Annotated in this window: 19 protein-coding genes and 3 pseudogenes; 9 read left to right on the forward strand and 13 right to left on the reverse strand. The window is 63.0% G+C overall.

Features of this window, described 5'->3' with window-relative positions:
* Positions 1–215 precede the first annotated feature (215 nt).
* Positions 216–1,688: an inorganic phosphate transporter gene (locus tag LOY22_RS21530; protein ID WP_045197461.1), complete on the forward strand. Its 1,473-nt coding sequence runs from the start codon at positions 216–218 to the stop codon at positions 1,686–1,688.
* A 54-nt stretch (positions 1,689–1,742) separates the two neighbouring features.
* On the opposite strand, the gene LOY22_RS21535 is transcribed toward LOY22_RS21530, so the two are convergent.
* The gene (locus tag LOY22_RS21535) at positions 1,743–3,221 is read right to left on the reverse strand and encodes a helicase HerA-like domain-containing protein (protein ID WP_093379920.1); all 1,479 of its coding nucleotides are present in this window, start codon (positions 3,219–3,221) and stop codon (positions 1,743–1,745) included.
* A gap of 313 nt (positions 3,222–3,534) precedes the next feature.
* Here LOY22_RS21535 and LOY22_RS27145 point away from each other — a divergent pair.
* The 5 genes and pseudogenes from LOY22_RS27145 to LOY22_RS21555 all read left to right on the forward strand — a co-directional run.
* A pseudogene (locus tag LOY22_RS27145) lies at positions 3,535–4,413 on the forward strand (cache domain-containing protein); the annotation flags it as partial.
* 261 nt (positions 4,414–4,674) lie between these two features.
* Positions 4,675–5,271 (forward strand): annotated as a pseudogene (locus LOY22_RS27150) (methyl-accepting chemotaxis protein); the annotation flags it as partial.
* 202 nt (positions 5,272–5,473) lie between these two features.
* Positions 5,474–6,594, forward strand: a pseudogene (locus tag LOY22_RS21545) (glycosyltransferase family 4 protein).
* The gene (locus LOY22_RS21550; protein ID WP_045197453.1) at positions 6,587–7,348 is read left to right on the forward strand and encodes a DUF2334 domain-containing protein; all 762 of its coding nucleotides are present in this window, start codon (positions 6,587–6,589) and stop codon (positions 7,346–7,348) included. Before LOY22_RS21545 ends, LOY22_RS21550 begins: the two are co-directional and overlap by 8 nt.
* Complete coding sequence (locus LOY22_RS21555; protein ID WP_093379914.1) at positions 7,345–8,349, forward strand: lysylphosphatidylglycerol synthase transmembrane domain-containing protein; 1,005 nt, start codon at positions 7,345–7,347, stop codon at positions 8,347–8,349. The genes LOY22_RS21550 and LOY22_RS21555 overlap by 4 nt, the downstream gene beginning before the upstream one ends.
* Here the strand turns inward: LOY22_RS21555 and LOY22_RS21560 are convergent.
* Both LOY22_RS21560 and purU read right to left on the reverse strand, forming a co-directional pair.
* Entirely contained in the window at positions 8,324–8,497 is a 174-nt protein-coding gene (locus LOY22_RS21560) for a hypothetical protein (protein ID WP_176794221.1), read from the reverse strand. The genes LOY22_RS21555 and LOY22_RS21560 overlap by 26 nt on opposite strands.
* Positions 8,498–8,520: 23 nt before the next feature.
* Complete coding sequence (gene purU / locus LOY22_RS21565) at positions 8,521–9,372, reverse strand: formyltetrahydrofolate deformylase (RefSeq protein ID WP_045197450.1); 852 nt, start codon at positions 9,370–9,372, stop codon at positions 8,521–8,523.
* Positions 9,373–9,686: 314 nt separating this feature from the next.
* Between purU and mvaT the strand changes: the two genes are divergently transcribed.
* Positions 9,687–10,064, forward strand: a complete 378-nt coding sequence (gene mvaT, locus LOY22_RS21570) for a histone-like nucleoid-structuring protein MvaT (protein ID WP_045197447.1) — start codon at positions 9,687–9,689, stop codon at positions 10,062–10,064.
* Between the two features lie 74 nt (positions 10,065–10,138).
* On the opposite strand, the gene sbcB is transcribed toward mvaT, so the two are convergent.
* The 3 genes from sbcB to LOY22_RS21585 all read right to left on the reverse strand — a co-directional run bounded on the left by sbcB (position 10,139) and on the right by LOY22_RS21585 (position 12,503).
* Entirely contained in the window at positions 10,139–11,569 is a 1,431-nt protein-coding gene (gene sbcB / locus LOY22_RS21575) for an exodeoxyribonuclease I (protein WP_258594755.1), read from the reverse strand.
* 61 nt (positions 11,570–11,630) lie between these two features.
* Entirely contained in the window at positions 11,631–11,990 is a 360-nt protein-coding gene (locus tag LOY22_RS21580) for a PilZ domain-containing protein (RefSeq protein WP_045197442.1), read from the reverse strand.
* A gap of 126 nt (positions 11,991–12,116) precedes the next feature.
* Positions 12,117–12,503 (reverse strand): tol-pal system YbgF family protein, encoded by a 387-nt coding sequence (locus tag LOY22_RS21585; RefSeq protein WP_045197440.1) that lies wholly within the window; start codon positions 12,501–12,503, stop codon positions 12,117–12,119.
* 213 nt (positions 12,504–12,716) lie between these two features.
* Here LOY22_RS21585 and pyk point away from each other — a divergent pair, with 213 nt between their 5' ends.
* On the forward strand, positions 12,717–14,168 hold the full coding sequence (gene pyk, locus LOY22_RS21590) for a pyruvate kinase (RefSeq protein ID WP_045197438.1): 1,452 nt from the start codon (positions 12,717–12,719) through the stop codon (positions 14,166–14,168).
* 65 nt (positions 14,169–14,233) lie between these two features.
* Here pyk and LOY22_RS21595 read toward each other — a convergent pair whose 3' ends face one another.
* Both LOY22_RS21595 and LOY22_RS21600 read right to left on the reverse strand, forming a co-directional pair.
* Positions 14,234–15,172, reverse strand: coding sequence for an iron-sulfur-binding ferredoxin reductase (locus tag LOY22_RS21595; protein WP_258594757.1), 939 nt, complete (start codon positions 15,170–15,172; stop codon positions 14,234–14,236).
* Positions 15,165–16,277 (reverse strand): diguanylate cyclase, encoded by a 1,113-nt coding sequence (locus LOY22_RS21600; protein WP_045197434.1) that lies wholly within the window; start codon positions 16,275–16,277, stop codon positions 15,165–15,167. The genes LOY22_RS21595 and LOY22_RS21600 overlap by 8 nt, the downstream gene beginning before the upstream one ends.
* A gap of 316 nt (positions 16,278–16,593) precedes the next feature.
* On the opposite strand from LOY22_RS21600, the gene LOY22_RS21605 reads away from it, so the two are divergent.
* Positions 16,594–18,117: a fumarate hydratase gene (locus LOY22_RS21605; protein WP_045197431.1), complete on the forward strand. Its 1,524-nt coding sequence runs from the start codon at positions 16,594–16,596 to the stop codon at positions 18,115–18,117.
* Positions 18,118–18,240: 123 nt separating this feature from the next.
* Here the strand turns inward: LOY22_RS21605 and LOY22_RS21610 are convergent, their stop codons facing one another.
* From LOY22_RS21610 to LOY22_RS21630, 5 genes are all read right to left on the reverse strand, one after another.
* Positions 18,241–19,398: a phosphatidylserine/phosphatidylglycerophosphate/cardiolipin synthase family protein gene (locus LOY22_RS21610; RefSeq protein WP_213603354.1), complete on the reverse strand. Its 1,158-nt coding sequence runs from the start codon at positions 19,396–19,398 to the stop codon at positions 18,241–18,243.
* Position 19,399: 1 nt separating this feature from the next.
* Entirely contained in the window at positions 19,400–19,981 is a 582-nt protein-coding gene (locus LOY22_RS21615) for a YceI family protein (protein WP_045197427.1), read from the reverse strand.
* Positions 19,982–20,026: 45 nt separating this feature from the next.
* Positions 20,027–20,323 carry a hypothetical protein gene (locus LOY22_RS21620; RefSeq protein ID WP_045197425.1) on the reverse strand — a complete coding sequence of 99 codons (297 nt, stop codon included), beginning with the start codon at positions 20,321–20,323 and terminating at the stop codon, positions 20,027–20,029.
* Entirely contained in the window at positions 20,320–21,396 is a 1,077-nt protein-coding gene (locus LOY22_RS21625; protein WP_408980604.1) for a serine hydrolase domain-containing protein, read from the reverse strand. Before LOY22_RS21625 ends, LOY22_RS21620 begins: the two co-directional genes overlap by 4 nt.
* Positions 21,397–21,459: 63 nt before the next feature.
* The gene (locus tag LOY22_RS21630; RefSeq protein WP_093379897.1) at positions 21,460–22,347 is read right to left on the reverse strand and encodes an acyl-CoA dehydrogenase; all 888 of its coding nucleotides are present in this window, start codon (positions 22,345–22,347) and stop codon (positions 21,460–21,462) included.
* Positions 22,348–22,447 lie beyond the last annotated feature (100 nt).

The following is a 22,447-nucleotide window of genomic DNA, read 5'->3' on the forward strand; positions in this document are numbered from 1 at the left end:
GGCCGTTTGATTTTTTTCTGATACGCATGAAATCATGCAAATGTTTAATTTTTCTCGATTTTTTTCGATTTTAGCCGACGATCACCGAAGCATCGCCGACTCAGCGGCTTGGGCAATGGGGTAGAAAAGTCGTCGAGCGGTCCGTCGCAGGGGCATCGATTACCGGGGATTTCTGGCATAATCGCGCCCCCTTATGACCGGGTCAGAATTCCTTCATGATCGATTTATTCAGCGGACTTGATGCCTGGGTACTGGTGAGCTTGCTGCTCGCTCTGACCTTCGTACTCGCCTTCGAGTTCATCAATGGCTTTCATGACACCGCTAACGCGGTAGCTACAGTCATCTATACCAAAGCCATGCCGCCGCACCTGGCCGTGTTCTTCTCCGGCGTGTTCAACTTCCTCGGGGTTCTGCTCGGCGGTGTCGGCGTGGCGTATGCCATCGTTCACCTGCTGCCGGTCGAACTGCTGATCAACGTGAACACCGGCCACGGCCTGGCGATGGTCTTCTCTCTATTGGCTGCCGCCATCACCTGGAACCTGGGTACCTGGTACTTCGGGATCCCGGCGTCCAGTTCGCACACGTTGATCGGCTCGATCCTCGGCGTGGGCCTGGCCAACGCCCTGATCAGCGACATTCCGCTGGGTGACGGGGTCAACTGGCAGAAGGCAATCGATATCGGCATGTCGCTGGTACTGTCGCCGATGGCCGGTTTCGCTGTCGCCGCGCTGGTGCTGCTGGGCCTGAAATGGTGGCGACCACTGTCGAAGATGCACAAGACGCCGGAACAGCGCCGCAAACTCGACGACAAGAAGCACCCGCCATTCTGGAACCGCCTGGTGCTGGTAATTTCGGCGATGGGTGTGAGCTTCGTGCACGGTTCCAACGACGGTCAGAAAGGTATCGGCCTGATCATGCTGGTACTGATCGGTATCGTTCCATCGGCGTTCGTTCTCGACCTCAACAGCACCACCTACCAGATCGAGCGGACCCGCGACGCCACGCTGCACCTGAACCAGTTCTACCAGCGCAACGAAGCGACCCTGGGCGAATTCCTGGCCCTGGGCAAAGCCAAAGAAGGCGACCTGCCAGAACAGTTCAGTTGCAACCCGCAGCAGACCGAGCCGACCATCAATGCCTTGCTCGATTCGCTCAAAGGCGTGGCCGACTACCGTTCGCTGACGCCGGAAAAACGCATTGAAGTACGTCGTTACCTGCTCTGCCTGGACGACACGGCCAAGAAGGTCGGCAAGCTGCCAGGCCTGCAGGCACGCGAGAAGGCGGACCTGGACAAACTGCGCAAGGACCTCACCGCCACCACCGAGTACGCACCGTTCTGGGTGATTCTCGCGGTCGCCCTGGCCCTGGGCCTGGGTACCATGGTCGGCTGGAAACGCGTAGTGCTGACCATCGGCGAGAAGATCGGCAAGCAGGGCATGACCTATGCCCAGGGCATGTCGGCGCAGATCACCGCAGCCTGCGCCATCGGCATGGCCAACATCTTCAGCCTGCCGGTCTCGACCACCCACGTACTGTCCTCGGGTGTGGCCGGTACCATGGTGGCGAACAAGAGCGGCCTGCAAGGTGGCACCGTGCGCACCATCCTGCTGGCCTGGGTACTGACCCTTCCGGCTACCGTGGGCTTGTCGGCAGCTTTGTTCTGGCTGGCGACCAAAGCCATCGGCTAACCCCCCCGCAGTAAAAAGGCGCCCCGAGGGGCGCCTTTTTTATGCCTGATGCAATCAGCGGCGCTTGCTGCCGCCGAGCAACGAACCCATCAGGCCCCGTACCAACTGGCGCCCGAACTGGTTGGCCGCCTGGCGTACCGCCGACTTGATCGCCTGCCCTGCTGCGCTTTGCAGGAACTCGCCGGCTTTGTCGGCCAAGCTCTCTTCAGCCGCAGCCGGCGCCTGCTCAGGCTCAGCGGCGCCGCCTTTACGGGCATTGAGCATTTCATAGGCCGATTCACGGTCGATCGGTTTGTCATAACGCCCGACCAAGGGCGAAGCGGCAATCAGCGCTGCCCGTTCGGCGGCGCTCAGCGGCCCGATGCGCGACTGCGGCGGGGCAATCAGTACACGCTGGACCATACCCGGCGTGCCCTTTTCCTGCAGGGTACCGACCAGGGCCTCACCGATGCCCAGCTCGGTTAGCACGCTCAAGGTGTCGAATTGCGGGTTGGGGCGGAAACCATCGGCCACGGCCTTGAGGGATTTCTGCTCCTTGGCGGTGAATGCCCGCAGGCCGTGCTGGACGCGCAGGCCCAACTGCGCGAGGACATCATCCGGCAGATCGCCCGGCGACTGGGTGACGAAGTACACACCTACGCCCTTGGAACGGATCAGCCGCACCACCTGCTCCAGCCGGTCCTGCAGGGCCTTGGGGGTGCCATTGAACAGCAAGTGGGCCTCATCAAAGAACAGCGCCAGCAACGGTTTTTCGGCATCGCCACGCTCGGGCAATTGCTCGAACAGTTCGGCCAACAGCCACAGCAGGAAGGTCGCATAGACCTTCGGCGCCTCATGCACCAGGCGGCTGGCGTCGAGCAGGTGAATGCGTCCGCGACCATCGACATCCGGCTGCAGAATGTCTTCCAGTTGCAAGGCCGGCTCGCCAAACAGCGCCTCAGCGCCCTGCTGCTCGAGGGTTGCCAGGCGCCGCAACAGGGCCTGGCTGGAGCCGGTGGTCATCAGCGCACTGTCTTCACCGAGCAGTTGCGGGTTGTCCTTCAGGTGCGCCAGCAGCGCCTTGAGGTCCTTGATGTCGAGTAGCAACAGGCCTTCGCGGTCGGCGACCTTGAACGCGGCATACAACGCCGCCTGCTGGCTGTCGGTCAGCTCCAGCAAATTGCCCAACAACAACGGGCCCATTTCGCTGAGGGTGGTGCGCAGCGGATGACCAGACTGACCGTGAATATCCCACAAGCTGACCGGATAAGCCTGAGGCCGATGGTTCAGCCAGGGCATGCCGGCAATGCGCTCGGCCACCTTGCCCTGGGGGTTGCCCGCCGCGCCCAGGCCGCACAGATCGCCTTTGACGTCAGCGGCAAACACCGCCACGCCAGCGTCACTGAAGGCTTCGGCCATGTGTTGCAGGGTCACGGTCTTGCCGGTACCGGTCGCCCCGGCCACCAGGCCGTGACGGTTGGCCAGGCGCATGGCCTGGGCCACCGGCTGCCCGGCGAGGTCGGCGCCGAGCACGAATTGCGAAGAGTCAGGCATGTTTTTTCACCCTCTGTTTAAAGCTTTGGCTTGAAACGGCCGATATTAAATAGCGATAGACCACCAGGAAGACAGGAATAGCCCGACAAGGAATTGGGACCTGCACTGCTTTCACGCTGTTCTTTGTGCGAACGACCCGGATAACAAGACCTTAGCGGACCGACACGTTATGAACAAAAGCCTCCGATTCAGCCACAAGATCCTATTGGCCGCCTCGCTGATCGTCATGATCGCCTTTACCCTGTTTACCTTGTACAACGATTTCTTGCAGCGTAATGCCATTCGCGAGGATCTGGAAAACTATCTTGAAGAAATGGGCGAAACCACTTCGACCAATATCAAGAACCTGTTTGACGGTCGTATTCTGCTGGTACAAAACGTTGCACAAAACATTGCCGCGTTTCCCGAGGCTGACAAAGTCGGCACGCTGCTCGGCCAACAAGCGCTGGTCTCAAGTTTCCTGACCATTTACCTGGGTGACGTCAACGGCGGTTTCACCATCCGCCCACAGACCAAGATGCCCGACGGCTACGACCCGCGCGTACGCCCCTGGTATAAAGACGGCATGGCCGCCAACGGGCCGATCCTGACCGAACCTTATATTGATGTCAGCACCGGCAAGATGGTCATTTCGGTGGTGGCGACCGCTGCGCGCAACGTTGGCGTGGTCGGTGGCGACCTGGCCCTCGACGGCCTGACCGAGATCATCAACTCGCTGAACTTCGGCGGCATGGGCTACGCCTTCCTGATCAACGATCAAGGCAAGATCCTCGTGCACCCGGATAAAAACCTGGTGATGAAGTCGCTGTCGGACCTGTTCCCACAGAACACCCCGCGCATCAGCAAGGAGCCGAGCGAGGTCGAACTTGACGGCAAGACCCGGATCCTCAGCTTCGCCCCGGTCAAGGGCCTGCCTTCAGCCAACTGGTACATCGGCCTGTCGGTAGACAAGGACGAGGCCTACTCGATGCTGAGCAAATTCCGCACCTCGGCGGTGATTGCCACCCTGGTCGCCGTGGTCATCATCATTGCCCTGCTCGGCCTGCTGATCCGCGTACTGATGCAACCGCTGCACACCATGACCCGGGCCATGGAGGACATCGCCGAAGGTGAGGGCGACCTGACCAAGCGTCTGGCGATCCATAACCACGACGAATTCGGCATCCTCGGCACCGCCTTCAACCGCTTCGTCGAGCGCATCCACGGCTCGATCCGCGAAGTGTCCTCGGCCACCGAGCAGGTCAACGAAGTGGCCCTGCGGGTCGTCAGCGCCTCCAACTCGTCGATGGTCAACTCCGACGAGCAGTCCAACCGCACCAACAGCGTTGCCGCGGCGATCAACCAGTTGGGCGCCGCCGCCCAGGAAATCGCCCACAACGCCGCGCAAGCCTCGCAACAGGCAAGCTCGGCACGGCATCTGGCTGAAGAAGGCCAGCAGGTGGTCGATCGCAGCATCCAGGCGATGAACCGTCTGTCGGACCTGATCTGCACTTCCAGCGCACACATCGAGACGCTCAACAGCAAGACGGTGAACATCGGCCAGATCCTCGAAGTGATCACCAGCATCTCGCAGCAGACCAACCTGCTGGCGCTCAACGCCGCCATCGAGGCGGCACGCGCAGGGGAAGCCGGTCGCGGTTTTGCCGTGGTCGCCGATGAAGTACGCAACCTGGCGCACCGCACCCAGGAGTCGGCGCAGCAAGTGCAGAACATGATCGAAGAGCTGCAGGTCGGCGCCCGTGAATCGGTCGACACCATGGGCCAAAGCCAGCGCCACAGCCAGGACAGCGTCGAGATCGCCAACCAGGCCGGTGAGCGCCTGGGCAGCGTAACCCTGCGCATCGGCGAGATCGACGGCATGAACCAGTCGGTGGCCACCGCCACCGAAGAACAAACCGCCGTGGTCGATTCGATCAACATGGACATCAACGAAATCAACATGCTCAACCAGGAAGGGGTCGAGAACCTGCAGTCGACCCTGCGCGCCTGCGCCGACCTGGAGCAACAAGCCAGCCGCCTGAAACAACTGGTGGGCAGCTTCCGTATTTGAGCTTGAGCGGCAAGCTACAAGTTGTAAGGTGCAAGAAGAAACAGAGCCTCGTGCGCTTGGCTTTTTCTTGCAGCTTGTAGCTTGCCGCTAGCCGCTACCGAACCCAATCGAACAAACTATCCTTCATAGAGGTCAACCTTAGGGCGCGTCTCCAGCGGCGAAAAGCCGCCTGGTGACACACTCTGGAGACGATCTCGGAGGGATGCTGATCGTGCACATCGCTGACATCACCATGTTCTACGCGCCCGCCAGCGGCGGCGTGCGTACCTATCTTGATGCCAAACACCGCCGCCTGGGCCTTACCCCGGTGTTCGTCACAGCCTGTTGATTCCCGGCGCCAGCGCCAGCCACGATAACGGCATCTACAAGGTGCCGGCCCCGGCCCTGCCATTCGGCAACGGCTATCGCTTCCCCCTGCGCCTGGCACCTTGGCGCAATGTCCTGCACGATCTTCAGCCGGACCTGATCGAGGTCGGTGACCCCTACCTGACCGCCTGGGCGGCGCTGGATGCCCGGCGCCAGCTGGATGTGCCGGTGATCGGCTTCTATCACTCCGACCTGCCGTTGCTGGTGAGCAACCGCATGGGCAACTGGTTCACGCCCAACGTCGAAGCCTATGTCAGCAAACTCTATGGCAATTTCGACCGGGTGCTGGCGCCGAGTCAGGTAATGGCCGACAAGTTGCGCGGCCTGGGTATCGACAATGTCCATGTGCAGCGCCTGGGCGTCGACCTGGCAACCTTCCACCCGCAGCACCGTGACCTGTCGCTGCGCCGGCAACTGGGTCTCGCCGATACCACGCGCCTGCTGGTGTTCGCCGGACGCGGCTCGCGGGAGAAGAACCTGCCGGTGCTGCTCGACTGCATGAAACGTCTGGGCAAGCACTATCACCTGCTGCTGGTGGGCTCGCACATGCCGGCCACCGTGCCGGCCAACGTCAGCGTCATCGATCACTTCTGCCCGGCCGCTGAAGTCGCCCGCCTGCTGGCCAGCGCCGATGCCCTGCTGCACGCAGGCGACCAGGAGACCTTCGGCCTGGTGATTCTCGAAGCCATGGCCAGTGCCATTCCGGTCATTGCCGTGGCCGCCGGGGCCTTCAGCGAAATCGTCAACGAGCACTGCGGGCGCCTGTGCCCGCCCAACGATGGCCAGGCCATGGCCCGCACGGTGCGCGAGGTGATCGAGGCCGGTGCCCGGCAAATGGGCCTGCAGGCCCGCGCCCATGTCGAGCAGCACTACGGATGGGACAGCGTAGTCAATGGCCTGCTCGAGCATTACCGGGCGGTGCTCGGCCACCCGATGCCGGTACGCGCTCATGCCTGAGCCTGCCGATCGCCCGAGCCTGCTGCTGGTGCTGCATGATGTTGCGCCGGAAACCTGGCCGGACTACCAACCCTTCGTCGAAGCCATCGACGCTCTGGGCAACATTCCCATGACCTGGCTGGTGGTGCCGGACTTTCACAAGCGCAATGCCCTGGAGCAGGCCCCCGGATTTCGCCTGATGCTCGACCGGCGCTTGCAGCGTGGCGACGAAATGGCCCTGCATGGCTACTTTCATGCCGATGACAGCCCGCCACCGCGCTCGCCGCGGGACTACTTCATGCGCCGCATCTATACCTGGGAAGGCGAGTTCTACAGCCTCGACCAGCCCCAGGCGCGGCAACGCCTTGAAGCCGGTATCGACCTGTTCCGCCGCTATGACTGGCCCCTGGCGGGTTTTGTCGCCCCGGCCTGGCTGATGAGCGACGGCACCCGCCAGGCCTTGCGCCAACTCCCGCTGCGTTACACCAGCGACCCGCAGCACATCTTTCAATTGCCCGACTTCAGCCCGATCGCGGCCCCCGGCCTGGTCTGGAGCGCCCGCAGCCGTTGGCGCCGCGGGCTGTCGAAAGTGTTGTGCGACGTACGTGAGGCGCGCCTGCGCCAAGCGCCGGTGATCCGCCTGGGCCTGCACCCGGTGGACATGCGCCATGGCTTTTCCCGCCGCTACTGGCTGCAAACGGTCCAGCGCTTGCTGCGCCAGGGCCGCGAGCCGATGACCAAATCCGCCTGGCTGGCCAGCAGGCACCCTCGGTGAACCGCCTGCCCTGGCTGCTGATGGCGCTGATCGGGGCGCTGCTGGTGCCAGCCCTGCTCGGAGGCAGCGAGCTGTTGCCGCGCCTGCGTGGTTTTGCCCCGCAACTGCTGCTGGGCCTGTTCGCCATGATTGTAGTGTGCTGGATCATCAACGCCATGCGCCTGCGTCTGCTGCTCGGCAGCCAGGGCGCGGCGCTGGGGCGCTTGCGCAGCCTGGGGGTGATCATGGCCACCGAGTTTGCCATCTGTACAACGCCGGGCGGCAGCGGCGGGCCGCTGGCACTGATGGCCTTGCTGGCCCGCGATCGCATCGGGCCGGCGCGCAGCAGCGCGGTATTTGCTGCCGACCAGCTCAATGATCTGCTGTTCTTTTTCTGCGCCATGCTGGGGATCGCCGGCTACGCGCTGTTCCACAGTCTCAACCGCAGCCTGGAGGGCCTGCTGCTCAGCAGCGCGCTGTTGATGTTCACCGCCTTCGCCACCCTGCTCGGCTTGCTGCGATACCGTCGCGCGCTACTGCGCCTCAATGGCCGGTTGCTGCACAGGCTCAAGGTGTCCGCCCGCAGGCGCCGACGCTGGACGCGCAAGCTGCTGCACTTCTTTCGCGCCCTGGGCGAAACCTGGCGGCTACCCAAACGCACCCTGGCGCTGGTGTTTGCCCTGACCTGCGTGCACTGGGGGCTGCGCTACAGCGTGCTGTACCTGGCGTTGCGCGGGCTTGGGGTCGATCTGCAGTGGATACCGAGCTTCCTGGTGCAGATGCTGTCGCTCAGCGCCGGGCAATTCAGCCTGCTGCCGGGCGGTGCAGGCGCGGCTGAAATGACCTCGGCCGCATTGCTTTCGCCTTTGGTGGGCACATCGACCGCGGCGGCGGCCATCCTGATCTGGCGGCTGGTGACCTACTATTTCTACCTGGTCGCCGGTGGCCCGGTGTTCCTCTGCCTGCTGGGTCGGCCGCTGCTGGAGCGCTGGCGGCTCAGTCAGGCGCGGGTTCGTCGCTAGCCGGCTTGAGCTGCTCCCAGAGCTCGGCGGCACCGGGAAAATCGGTGCCGTCTTCGCTGTCCAGCGCATCCGGGTCGTAGCGGCTCAGGCAGCCCTCGCCGAGGGTCGGCGGGGCCTTGGAGGTAGCCTTGTCGAGTGGATCGGCCATTGGCCAACCTCCGGCACTGAGGCTTAGTTGAACACCACGGTCTTGTTGCCGTGGACCAGCACGCGGTCTTCCAGGTGATAACGCAGGCCGCGGGCCAGGACCATTTTCTCGACGTCACGGCCGAAACGCACCATGTCTTCGATGCTGTCGCTATGGCTGACGCGAACCACGTCCTGCTCGATGATCGGGCCGGCATCGAGTTCTTCGGTGACGTAGTGGCAGGTCGCGCCGATCAGCTTGACGCCGCGCAGCGACGCCTGGTGGTACGGTTTGGCGCCGACGAACGAAGGCAGGAAGCTGTGGTGGATGTTGATCACCTGCTGGGCGTATTCCTGGCACAGTTGCGGCGGCAGGATCTGCATGTAGCGCGCCAGTACCACCACGTCGGCACCGTGCTCCTTGACCAGGCGCGAGACTTCGGCAAAGGCCGGCTGCTTGTTCTGCGGATCGACCGGCACATGGAAGAACGGGATGCCGTGCCACTCGACCATGCTGCGCAGGTCGTTGTGGTTGGAAATCACACAGGGAATGTCGCAGTCCAGTTCCTTGGCATGCCAGCGGTGCAGCAGGTCGGCCAGGCAGTGGGACTCGCGGCTGGCCATCAATACTACGCGCTTCTTCTGGTCGGTATCGGTGATGCGCCAGACCATCGAGAACTCTTCGGCGATCGGTGCGAAGGCTTCACGAAATTCCTCGATACCGAACGGCAGGGTTTCGGCGCGGATTTCGTGGCGCATGAAGAACCAGCCGCTCTGCTCGTCGGAGTGGTGGTTGGCTTCGTTGATCCAGCCGTTATAGGACGCCAGGAAATTACTGACTTTGGCGACGATGCCAACGCGGTCGGGGCAGGCAATCACCAGCCGGTAGGTGCGCATGAAATGGACTCCAGAAACTTTCGCAAAGGCGCACATTCTAGCGAGTGCCCGGCAAAACTGCAGTACTCATTGCACGCGCCCTGTCGCCTGCCCGGGTGGCGCGGTAGAGGGCACTGCCGTGTAGCGCTGCGGGCTGGCGATCAAGTTAACTATTGGAAAAACCACTTAGTTTGTAAATTTTTCTTAACCTAATCCCTCAAGGTGTTTAAGCATTCATTGAGCTAATTGCCTGCTTAAATGTTTACTTGGGGGTACTGTCTGATTATTATTGCCGCACTGTCTGTCCAAAATCCTTCATTTCCAAGGAACGCCTCATGTCCCTGATCAACGAATATCGCGCTACCGAAGAAGCCATCAAAGAACTGCAAGCGCGTCTGCAGAACCTGTCGCAAGACGACAAGCTGCAAACCGAGCTGGAATTCGAAGGCAAACTGCGTGCACTGATGGGCGAATATTCGAAGTCCCTGCGTGACATCATTGCGCTGCTGGATCCAGAAGCCAAACTGAACAAAGCCCCGCGCGGCGCGGTTAAAACCACCGGCACCAAACGTGCGCGCAAGGTCAAGCAATACAAAAACCCGCACAACGGTGAAGTCATCGAAACCAAAGGCGGCAACCACAAAACCCTGAAAGAATGGAAAGCCAAATGGGGTGGTGACGTGGTTGAAGGCTGGGCAACCCTGCTGGGTTAATAAGCCCGCTGGTAACCTTGTGTTACTCGCTAAAAACGCCAGCCTTGCTGGCGTTTTTTATTTTCAACGTTTGCTTACATTCCCAATTGCAACTTAAGCGCCTGCAGATGGTTACGCCACTGGCCGAGCAACAGCTGTTGCTGGGCGTCGGCGTCCAGCCAGCATTCCTGCAGGGCCCGCTCGAAATCCCCAAGGGTATTGGGCGCGCCCATCAACGGGTCGCTCAGGCGTTGCTGGCAGAAGGTTTGCCAACGCTGGCGTTCCTCGGCATTCAAGGTTTCGCTGAAATTGCGTGCGCGATAACGAAACAACAATTCTGGCAAACGTTCATCATCGAACATCCACTGCCCCTGCCCTAGTTGCTGCGGATCGACACTGCGCACTTGCTCGCACAAACGCCGATCACGATCGCCAAGAAAGCCATCATACAACTGCTGTTCCGGGTCTTCGCTGGGAGCAAACTCCTCGGCGCTATAAACCAGCGGCAATTTCTCCTGCCATTGCCCGGCGGCGGCAATCAGACTCGCCGCGCGCGCCTGATAAACAGCCATATCCAGTTGCAAACGCTGCTGATCTTCGCCACGCAATACACTCAACGGGGCGACCACCGGGCAGCGATTGATATGGATTAATTTCAACGGCACCGGCAATTGTCCGTCAGGCATTTCCTCACGACGAGTGTATAAACGCTGACGCAGTGAATCAGCATCCTCATCTATCAAGGGCTGAACATCCAGGTGCAGGTCACAGACAATCAAGGCATTGCGATTGCGCGGGTGCCAGGCCAGAGGTAATACCACCCCCAGATAATTGCGTGCCGCAGAGAAACGGCCAGAGATATGCACCATCGGTTGTAATAATCGAATCTGGTCGAGGACTTTCTGCTTGCTGCGCAGTTGAAACAACCAGTCATAAAGCTTGGGCTGTTTCTGTCGGATCAATCGCGCAAGTGCAATGGTGGCGCGCACGTCAGACAACGCTTCATGGGCCTGGCCATGGTCGATGCCATTGGCGGCAGTGAGCAACTCCAGGCGCAAACTGGTGCGCCCGTCCTGTTGTGGCCACTCGATACCGTCCGGGCGCAGGGCATAAGCAGTGCGTACGATGTCGATCAAGTCCCAGCGGCTGTTGCCGCCCTGCCACTCGCGGGCATAGGGATCAAAAAAGTTGCGATACAGGCTGTAGCGGGTGACTTCGTCGTCGAACCGCAAGCTGTTGTAGCCGGCGCCACAGGTGCCGGGGCGGGCCAGTTCGGCATGCACCCGGGTCATGAACTCGGCTTCGCTCAAGCCGTTGGCGGCCAGTTGCTGCGGAGTGATGCCGGTGACCAGGCAAGCCTTGGGATGCGGCAGGATATCGGCGCTGGGCTGGCAATAGAAGTTGATCGGCGCCTCGATCTCGTTGAGGTCAAGGTCGGTGCGCACCCCGGCGACCTGCAAGGGCCGGTCGTTGCGCGGGTTGATACCGGTGGTTTCGTAGTCGTGCCAGAAAATGCTGGAGCTCACGGGGTCGTCCTGAACAGAAGGTCGCCCAGAGTCTAGGGCCAGCAGCCCGTCACGGCCAGCGTCAGGCCGAAGCGTTCAACGGATGGAAGCTGAAATAGTTGCGCAGGGCACGCACCAGTTGCTCGTAGTCACGTGGCGCCTGCAGCAGCATGAAACCCGAGTCGTAATGCCCGGGCGTCTGGTCTTCATGGCTCCACAGGCAACTGGCGGTGAGGTTGATCAGGTGCACTGCGCCATCGCGGCCCGGGACTTTGAGCTGCAACTCGAAATCCGGGCCGACCAGCATCGGCAGCTGGCTGATCAGCATCAGGCCGTCTTCGGACACATTTCCCAGGTAGCCGATGGGCTGGTCGGTGAAGCGGTTGAAGACTTTGAGAAAATAAGGGAGCTGGTGACGCTCGATGCGGCGCTCGTCAAACATGGTCGGGATCGCTGTCGAAGACCCTTTTAGCAGGGCCGCGCTAGGGCTGCTGTTTTTCATTCATTTCAGCAACAAGATTAGCGCACCCTGACCCGCGCGTCACAATCAGACCTGCTGACTTTAGTATTAACGCCAAGGCGTGGTGGTTGCCGGGCGGGCAATCGCCGCTTCGCCGCTGCGGTAGTGGCCCAGTTGTTCGAGGGTCTGCAGCCGGGCACGGGCACGGAACGCGTACTCGCTCTGCGGGTAGCGCTGAAGAATGAACTGGTAGGTCTGCGCCGCATCGACGAACAATTTCTGCCGTTCCAGGCACTGGCCACGCAGCAGCGACACTTCCGGCTGGATGAACGGTCGGGCACGGCTGGTGCGCTCGACCTGGGACAGCTCGAGCATGACCTTCTCGCAGTTGCCCCGGTCATAGGCGCGGTAGGCGTTGTTCAAATGATGGTCCATCGACCAGCGGGTGCAACCGACGACGCTGGTGGCCAGGGCTAAAACGATCAAGGCTCGCATGGGGGATCTCCTGTATTGAGCAGTGTATCGGCTTTGTGCGGAAAATCTGTAGACATGGCTGGCTGCACTGGCCTCATCGCGGGTCAAGCCCGCTCCCACACCAGCGGCCGTTCAAATGCCACTCGCGCTAACCGCCAGGTAGTGCAAAGGAACAATGACTACAGCGATTTTCCGGAGTAGCCTTTCGCTGCGCTTCACTATAGGAGTCTGTGCATGACCATCCGCCGTACCAAAATCGTCGCCACCCTTGGCCCCGCCAGCAACTCGCCGGAAGTGATCGAGCAACTGATCCTCGCCGGCCTGGATGTCGCTCGCCTGAACTTCTCCCACGGCACGCCTGACGAGCACAAGGCTCGCGCGCGCCTGATCCGCGATATCGCTGCCCGCCTGGGCCGCCACGTGGCGCTGCTCGGTGACCTGCAAGGGCCGAAGATCCGTATCGCCAAGTTCAGCAACAAGCGTATCGAACTCAAGGTCGGTGACCGCTTCACCTTCTCCACCGCCCATCCGCTGACCGAAGGCACCCAGGATATCGTCGGCATCGACTATCCGGACCTGGTCAAGGACTGCGGCGTCGGTGATGAACTGCTGCTCGACGACGGCCGCGTGGTCATGCGCGTAACCAGCGCCACCGCCGACGCCCTGCACTGCGAAGTGCTGATCGGCGGCCCGCTGTCCGACCATAAAGGCATCAACCGTCGCGGCGGCGGCCTGACAGCTCCGGCGCTGACCGAAAAAGACAAGGCCGACATCAAGCTGGCAGCCGAAATGGACCTGGACTACCTGGCCGTTTCCTTCCCGCGCGACGCCTGCGACATGGAATACGCCCGTCGCCTGCGCGACGAAGCCGGCGGTAGCGCCTGGCTGGTGGCCAAGATCGAGCGCGCCGAAGCGGTCGCCGATGACGAGACCCTCGACGGCCTGATCGCCGCCAGTGACGCGGTCATGGTTGCCCGTGGCGACCTGGGCGTGGAAATCGGCGATGCCGAGCTGATCGCGATCCAGAAGAAGATCATCCAGCACGCCCGCCGCAACAACAAGGCGGTGATCGTGGCGACCCAGATGATGGAGTCGATGATCCAGAACCCGATGCCGACCCGCGCCGAAGTGTCCGACGTGGCCAACGCCGTGCTGGACAACACCGATGCGGTGATGCTCTCGGCCGAAAGCGCCGCCGGCGCCTACCCGATCGAAGCAGTACAGGCCATGGCACGCATCTGCCTGGGCGCGGAAAAGCACCCGACCAGCCAGAAGTCCAGCCACCGTCTGCACACCCGCTTCGAGCGCTGCGACGAAAGCATCGCCCTGGCGGCCATGTACACCGCCAACCACTTCCCCGGCGTCAAGGCGATCATCGCCCTCACCGAAAGTGGCTACACCCCGCTGATCATGTCGCGCCTGCGTTCCTCGGTGCCGATCTACGCGTTCTCGCCGCACCGCGCCACCCTGGCTCGCGCTGCGATGTTCCGTGGCGTGTACCCGGTGGCTTTCGATCCGGCAGCCCTGCCGGCGGAGAAAGTCAGCCAGGCGGCAGTCGACGAGTTGCTGCAGCGCGGCGCGGTCGAGCCAGGTGACTGGGCGATCCTGACCAAAGGCGACAGCTACCACACCATCGGTGGTACCAACGGCATGAAGATCCTGCACGTCGGTGATTCGCTGGTCTGATGCTCAGGCCCTGCTGAACAAAGCCCCGTAGCCTGTGCTGCGGGGCTTTTTTTTGCCTGCTGGAATCAGGCGTGGCCGGTGAACACATCGGCAAGCAACTGATTGCGCGGCAGGCCGGCGAGAAACATGCGCCGGGCAAACTGCTCGACACTGGCCGCCGAGCCACAGGCCAGGGTCACAGTCTGGCGTGACGGCAGGCGTAGCGCCGCCAGAGCCTGGGGCAACTGCGGCGGGGTCAGCAGCTCGACCTGCAACTGCGGGTGCCGGCTGGCAAGCGCCATCAATGCCTGCGCCAGATAGTGCTCCTGCTGGTCATGGGCCAGGTGCAGCAGGCGAATCGGGCCGTGGTGTTCCTGGCGCAAGGCTTCGCGCACAATCCCCCATAACGGCGCCAGGCCAGTGCCGGCGGCCAGCAGCCACAACGGGCGCTCCTGCCAGTCCGGATCGTAATGCAAGGCGCCGCCGCGCAACTCGCCCAAGCGCAACGTCGAACCGATAGTCAGTTGCCGGGCGGCATCGCAGAAGGCACCGGGTCGCCGGCAATCGAGGTGAAACTCGAGAAAGCCGTCCTCCCCCGGCAGGCTCGCCAGCGAATAAGGTCGGGCGACCCCGTTCGGGCTCCACAACACCAGGTGCTGGCCGGCCTGGTAGCGTAGTGCCCTTTGCGGCTCAAGCCGCAGGCGCAGCACCGTCGGGCTTAGCCAGTCGAGGCCGCTGACCTCGGCCGGCAGGCCATCTGCGAGCGGGTCGAACAAGGCCACCTGCAAATCTTCTTCGACACTGCATTGGCACGCCAGGCGCCAACCTTGCTGGCGTTTGTCCGCCGCCAGGGCATCGGGCCGGGCATCCCCCGGCCGGCCTTGCAGGCAGCGCACCAGGCAGGCGTGGCAGCTGCCGGCACGGCAACTGTAGGGCACCGCCAGCCCGGCATCATTAAGGGCATCGAGCAGGTTGCTGCCCGCGGCCACCTGCCATTGTCGCTCAGCGACCCGCAACTCAGGCATCGACGGCCTCCCAGGCGGCCAGGCAGCGGTTGCGCCCACAGTGTTTGGCCCGGTACAAGGCCTGATCGGCACGTTGCAAGGCGTCATCGAGATCATCGCCAGGCGCCAACAGGGTCAGCCCGGCCGACAGGCTTAACGGTTCGACGCGCAAGCCGACCGCTGGCGGCTGGGCCAGGGCAAAGGCCTTGCGCAAGCGTTCACAACAGCTGAACAGCTGCGCTTGGCTGCAATCGGGCAGCAACAGCACGAACTCTTCGCCACCGTAACGGGCCAGCACCGCAGTGTCGCCCAGGCAATCGCTGGCGATCGAGGCGAAGGCTTGCAGCACCTGGTCGCCGGCGGCATGCCCATAGACATCGTTGATGCGCTTGAAATGATCGAGGTCGATCAACGCCAGGCCGTGGCTGCTGTCTGCGCGCATGTGCGCAAGCTCGCGGCTGGCCAGACTGAGAAAATGCCGACGGTTGAACAGCCCGGTCAGTTCGTCGGTGGCCACCAGGTCTTCAAGCTGGCGCATCATGCCGCGCAAGGTGTCCTGATGGGCTTGCAAGGCATAGCGGCGTTGGCGCATGCGCTGGCGAGCGGCCTGCACATAGCGGGCATACAGGCACAACCAGCACAGCACCACCAGCAAGGCACTGGCCTGCAACGCCAGCAGCGAACCGGCGAAATGCGGCACCTGCCAGGCCTCCCAGGCAATCAGGCCGAAGAAGCTGCACAGCACCAGCAGCGCGCAGCGCACGAACACCCGCCCCCTCAGGTGAAACAGGCCGAACATCAGAATCAACGGATAAAACATCAGAAAAGTACCGCGGCCCTGGTCAAGCTGGGCCAGCAGCCAGGTTTGCCAGGCAATCGCCAGCAACACCTGGAATTCGGTCAGGCTCGGGTCGCCAAAGCGCAGGTTGCGGCCACTGGCAAACACCCAGCCGAGCAGCAACTGGCTCATCAGCAACAAGCCGCTGCCCAGCAACAAGACATCCAGGGAGGCTTGCAGATGGCCATTCAACAGCGCAACCCAGACCAGCGCCAGCACCAACAGATAGGTGCCGGCCGCCATGAGAAAACGTTTGAGGAGAAGCTTCTGCAGCGCTGTTTCGGTCACAGGTGGCTCACCGTGCTCTGGCCAGGGCAGAGGAATAAGGCATGGCCAACCGCCACTTTAGGGTGTGTGAAGAATAATTGCCATGTTTGCACATATCGGCCCTGACAGGCATTCAAGCAAGAACAGTGCCCGGCCACTGCCGACCTTGGTGGGGACCTTTGGTACGTGTGCCAACCGCGGATGCGCGCTATACTGCCGCGCCTTTTTTGCGCCGACAGCCTTGCGTTGGCGCCTGTTGAAGGTCGTTTCGACACCTCGGCCAGTCCGCGTCGGAATACCTTAATGAATGTTCCCGTCTTTAAGAGGAGCGCGCTGCATGACCGTGATCAAGCAAGACGACCTGATTCAGAGCGTTGCCGACGCCCTGCAGTTCATTTCGTACTACCACCCCGTTGATTTCATCCAGGCCATGCATGAGGCCTATCTGCGTGAAGAGTCGCCGGCTGCGCGCGATTCCATCGCCCAGATCCTGATCAACTCGCGCATGTGCGCCACCGGCCACCGGCCGATCTGCCAGGACACCGGTATCGTTACCGTGTTCGTGCGCGTCGGTATGGATGTGCGCTGGGACGGCGCGACCATGAGCCTGGACGACATGATCAACGAAGGCGTGCGCCGCGCCTATAACCTGCCGGAAAACGTCCTGCGTGCATCCATCCTGGCCGACCCGGCCGGCGCGCGTAAGAACACCAAGGACAACACCCCGGCGGTCATCCACTACTCCATCGTCCCGGGCAACACCGTGGAAGTGGACGTAGCGGCCAAGGGCGGCGGCTCCGAGAACAAGTCGAAGATGGCCATGCTCAACCCGTCCGACTCGATTGTCGACTGGGTACTCAAGACCGTTCCGACCATGGGTGCCGGCTGGTGCCCACCGGGCATGCTCGGTATCGGCATCGGCGGTACCGCCGAGAAAGCCGCGGTGATGGCCAAGGAAGTCTTGATGGAGTCCATCGACATCCACGAGCTCAAGGCCCGTGGCCCGCAGAACCGCATCGAAGAGATCCGCCTGGAACTGTTCGACAAGGTCAACCAGCTGGGTATCGGCGCCCAGGGCCTGGGCGGCCTGACCACCGTGCTCGACGTCAAGATCATGGATTACCCGACCCACGCCGCCTCGTTGCCGGTGTGCATGATCCCCAACTGCGCCGCCACCCGTCACGCCCATTTCGTGCTCGACGGTTCCGGCCCGGCCGACCTGGAAGCGCCATCGCTGGACGCCTACCCGGAGATCGTCTGGGAAGCCGGCCCATCGGCCCGCCGCGTCAACCTCGACACCCTGACCCCGGAAGACGTGCAGAGCTGGAAGCCGGGCGAGACCATCCTGCTCAACGGCAAGATGCTCACCGGTCGCGACGCTGCGCACAAGCGCATGGTCGAGATGCTCAACAAGGGTGAAGAACTGCCGGTCGACCTCAAGGGTCGCTTCATCTACTACGTCGGCCCGGTTGATCCGGTCGGTGACGAAGTGGTTGGCCCGGCCGGCCCGACCACCGCAACGCGGATGGACAAGTTCACCCGGCAGATCCTCGAGCAGACCGGCCTGTTGGGCATGATCGGCAAATCCGAGCGCGGCCCGACCGCCATCGAAGCGATCAAGGACAACAAGGCCGTGTACCTGATGGCCGTCGGCGGCGCTGCCTACCTGGTGGCCCAGGCGATCAAGAAGTCCAAGGTCCTGGCCTTTGCCGAACTGGGCATGGAAGCGATCTACGAGTTCGAGGTCAAGGACATGCCGGTCACCGTCGCGGTCGACAGCAACGGCGAGTCGGTACACATCACCGGCCCTGCGATCTGGCAGCACAAGATCGCTGAAAGCCTGGCGGTGGAAGTGAAGTAAGCCTCAGGGTTTGCTGGTACAAGAAAGCGGCAGGTGGATTACTCCCCTGCCGCTTTTTTATTGCCTGTACGGGCCTCATCGCTGGCGAACAAGGTCACCATAGACCGCCAACCGGCCTCAGGCTCAATCGCGCCGATCGAGCAGGTTGACCACCAGCCGGTCGAGCCAGCCCCACAAGCGTTGCTGCACCCGCTTCCACAACGGTCGCGCATGCCAGTGGGCAAGGTCCACGGCCAGGCTCTGGGCAAAGTCGCGCTCAAAGCTCGCCGCCACGTCGGCGGTCAGGGGTGGGTCGATGGCTTCGACGTTGGCTTCGAGGTTGAAGCGCAGGTTCCAGTGGTCGAAGTTGCACGAGCCGATGCTCACCCAGTCATCCACCAGCACCATCTTCAGGTGCAGGAAGCACGGCTGGTACTCGAAGATCTTCACCCCGGCGCGCAACAGCCGCGGGTAATAGCGATGGCCGGCATACCGCACCGACGGGTGATCGGTACGCGGCCCGGTCAGCAGCAAACGCACATCGACGCCGCGGGAAGCAGCACGGCGCAGGGAACGGCGCACTTTCCAGGTCGGCAAGAAGTACGGCGTGGCCAGCCAGATGCGCCGCTGGCCGCTGTTCAGCGCACGCACCAGCGACTGCAGAATGTCCCGGTGCTGGCGGGCGTCGGCATAGGCCACGCGGCCCAGGCCGGCGCCACTGAGCGGGATCGGCGGCAAACGCGGCAGGCCGAAGTGGGTTGGCGGCCGCCAGGCGGTGCGGCGCAGGTTGGCCCGCCACTGGCGGTCGAAGAGCATCTGCCAGTCGGCCACCAACGGGCCTTGCATCTGCACCATCACTTCGTGCCATTCGCTGACGTCTTCAGTGGGCGTCCAGAACTGGTCGGTAACGCCGGTGCCGCCGACCACCGCCCAGCGCTGGTCGACCAGCAGCAGCTTGCGGTGATCGCGATACAGGTTGCGCAAGCCCCGGCGCCAGCGCAAGCGGTTGTACCAGCGCAGCTCGACGCCAGCGGCCAGCAAGCGCTGGCGCAGGCTCAGGGTAAAAGCCAGCGAGCCGTAGTCATCGAACAGGCAACGCACTTGCACACCGCGCTCGGCGGCCTGCACCAGGGCCTGGACCATGGTTTCGGCGCAGGCGCCCGCCTCCACCAGGTACAGCTCTAGGTCCACCTGGTGCTCGGCGCGCACGATTGCGGTAAGCATGCGCGGGAAAAACTCGGGACCGTCGATCAATAGCTCGAACTGATTGCCATCGCGCCAGGGAAAGACCGGTCCGGCCATATCAGCGCGCCGTAAAGATCAGCACCGCAGCCACCGGCACCGACGGGCTGATGGACTTGAGCCCGGCCAGCTTGCGCAGGGTGGCAAGGCCTGGGAGCAGATCGAAATCATCGGCGCGCAGCATCAACGGCTCCAGGGTGACCACCTGAAAGCGCCGCTCATCCAGGCGGGTCGCCAGCAACAGGGCGCTGTAGCTGTGCTGCTTGCCATGCAGGCTGACCGTCACCGGCAGGCGCAGTTCGACCTGGGCGCCATTGGCCAGGTCGTTGATCGGACGCAGGTCGATCTGTGCGTTGACCTTGGCCTCGGGAAATTTGCTGAACTCGAACAGTTCCTTGCGCATGCGCTCGTCACGCAGCGGCACACTGCTGCTGTTGGAGTCCATCTCGATCAGCAGCTCGGCGGCGCCCTTGCGATCGACTTTGCCATGCAGGACGAGGAAGCGATGCACCTCGGCGGTGTCGCCATTCTTGCTGGAGACGAACGACAGGCGCGACGATTCGCCGTCCAGGTGCCAGTTGGCCTGGGCAGGGAGACTCAAGACGACCAGCAGGGCAAGCAGAAGACGCGGCAGACTGAACATGTGAAATCCTGTAACACAATGGTCGTCAACCTTACCCGGCTGTCTTCACGGCAGCAAGCGACAGCCCTCGCGCGGCCCCAGCCACTGCGCATGATTCTCCACCCCCAGGCCGGCAGCGCTGATCAGCCGCTGCTGCGCGTCTTCGTCCAGGCGGCTGAGCGGCAGGTACTGCTGCACGTAGCTGCGACAGTACTGCGGATCGAAACCCATGACATAACGGCACGAGCAGTACTCCTTGGCCGAGTAGGCACTGAGAATGCCTGGGAAATCCATCAGTGCCTGGCGCTCATACCAGGCCCAGGCGCCAGCCAGCAGCACCAGCACCAGCAACACGCGCTTCATGGCCGCACCTCATCGACCGCAGCCAGTACCCGCTTGAGCAGTTCGTTGTGGGCGTAACTGGCATCGCGATCATCGGCGTAGCGCACGATCACCAGCTTCTGCGCCGGCAGCACATACAGCGCCTGCCCCCAGTGCCCGAGGGCTGCGTAGGTATCGGCCGGCGCATCCGGCCAGGGTCGCGGACTGCCGGGCAGCGGCTGGTTGAGCCACCAGTGCCCACCCGGGTTGGCTTCACCCGGCTGGGCGGTGGCCGGCAGGAACGGCTGGCGATTGAACGCCACCCAGTCGCTGGACAGTAGCTGGCGCGACTGCCAGCGACCTTCGCGCAGCATCAACAGGCCGATACGGGCCAGGTCGCGGGCGCTCATGTACAGGTAGGAGGAACCCACCAGGGTGTTTTTAGCGTCACGCTCCCAGACCGCACTGCTGATGCCCAGGGGCTCGAACAAGGCGTGCCAGGGATAATTCGCATAGTCAGCTTCGCCGAGCATGCCGCGCAAGGCCGCCGCCAGCACATTGCTGTCGCCACTGGAGTAAAGAAAACGCTGCCCGGCGCTGGCCGCTTCGGGTCTGGCTGCGGTGTAGCCGGCCATGTCGCCGCGCCCGCGGGTATAGAGCATTGCCACCACCGACGACTTGAGCGGCGCGTACTCGTAAACTTCCTGCCAGTCCAGGCCGCTGGCCCAGTGCAGCAGGTCTTCGATGCGCACCTGGGGATGGGCGCGCATCGGCGGGTAGAAACGCGCCAGCGGATCGTGCAGGTCAAAGCGGCCTTCGCCGTGGGCGACGCCGAGCAGGGTCGCCAGCACGCTCTTGCTGATCGACCAGGTCAGGTGCGCGGTTGCAGCGCTGCTGGGCGCGGCATAGCGTTCATAGACAATGCGCCCGTCGGCGATCACCAGCAGCGCGTCGGTGCGTACGCCCTGGCGCTGCTGATCATCGCGAGGGGCGAAGGCATAACGCTCCACCGCCTGCCAGGCGCTACGGTTGGCCACGGGCGCAACGGTCCAGTCAGGTACAGGCCACAACTCCTGCGCTGGCACGGCCTTGCTCAAGGCCAACAGCGCCAGCATCCACCACGCCACGTTGCTCATGCCGCTTACTCAAGGCCAGGGTTTGCACAGCCTGCCAGCGTTTCATGACAGTCCGGCGGCAGCCCAGGCCTTGGCCAAACGCTTGGCCCGGGCGGCGCTGGCGATTTCCAGCAGGCCCTGGTCGCGCTGCCACAGGCTTGCCCATTCACCAGGGCTGGCCAGCAGCGCCTGGTTGATCTCCTCCTTCATGGCGTTGAACTGCGCGAACAGGCCGCCCAGCAATAAATGGCTGGCTGAAGCCTCCGCGCATTGGCGGGTGCTTTCGGCACAGGCGCCGAGCAAGCCGATCAGGCGCAGTTGCAGGTTTTGCGCCCAGCCCGATTCCTGGCCGACGCCATACAGCCAGGCGCACAGGGCACTGAGCACGTAGAGGTCTTCCAAGGAGCGGAAGGGTTTGACGTAGGCATCCCAACCATCGCCCGCCAGCCGTTCGCACAACGCCCCTTGCAGGTGCAGGCGGGCATGGCCGACCTCCGGCATCAATGGCAAGGCCGGCAGCGGTTCGAGGCGCACCCCGGGCTCGCCGGCATAAACCACCGCCAGGCTCAGCTCAGGCGCCTGCCCTTGTGGCTCGCAGCGCGCCGCCACCAGCAGCCATTCGGCATCCAGCCCGGCGGTGACGAAGTCCTTGCTGCCGCTCAGGCGCAGGTCATCCAGGCGCACCTGCATGTCGGCCGGACGCACGCTGCGCCGCTCGCTGGCGCACAGGGCGCCGAGGCTCGGCGGCGCGCTCGGCCACAGTACCCGCAGGGCCGCCTGGTAGCCGAGCAGAAACGCCAGGCCCGGGGTGGCCATGGCGCGTGCGCCGAGCACCGCCAGCTCGAACGGGCTGACCGTGCCCAGGCGTGCCAGCAAGGTGGAATAGGTATCGGCCAGCGTGGCCGCCTGGGGGTGTCGCTGTCGGTCGTTGAGTCGTTGCAGCCAGGCCATCGAAGCGCTCCTTGGGGGCTGTCATACAAGCATCACCAATTGTTCACGGGGGTGACACCGCATCTACCTAGGCTGACTTTGCACAACAAAGTCGACCGGC

Source organism: Pseudomonas sp. B21-035 (assembly GCF_024748945.1).
Taxonomy (GTDB): domain Bacteria; phylum Pseudomonadota; class Gammaproteobacteria; order Pseudomonadales; family Pseudomonadaceae; genus Aquipseudomonas.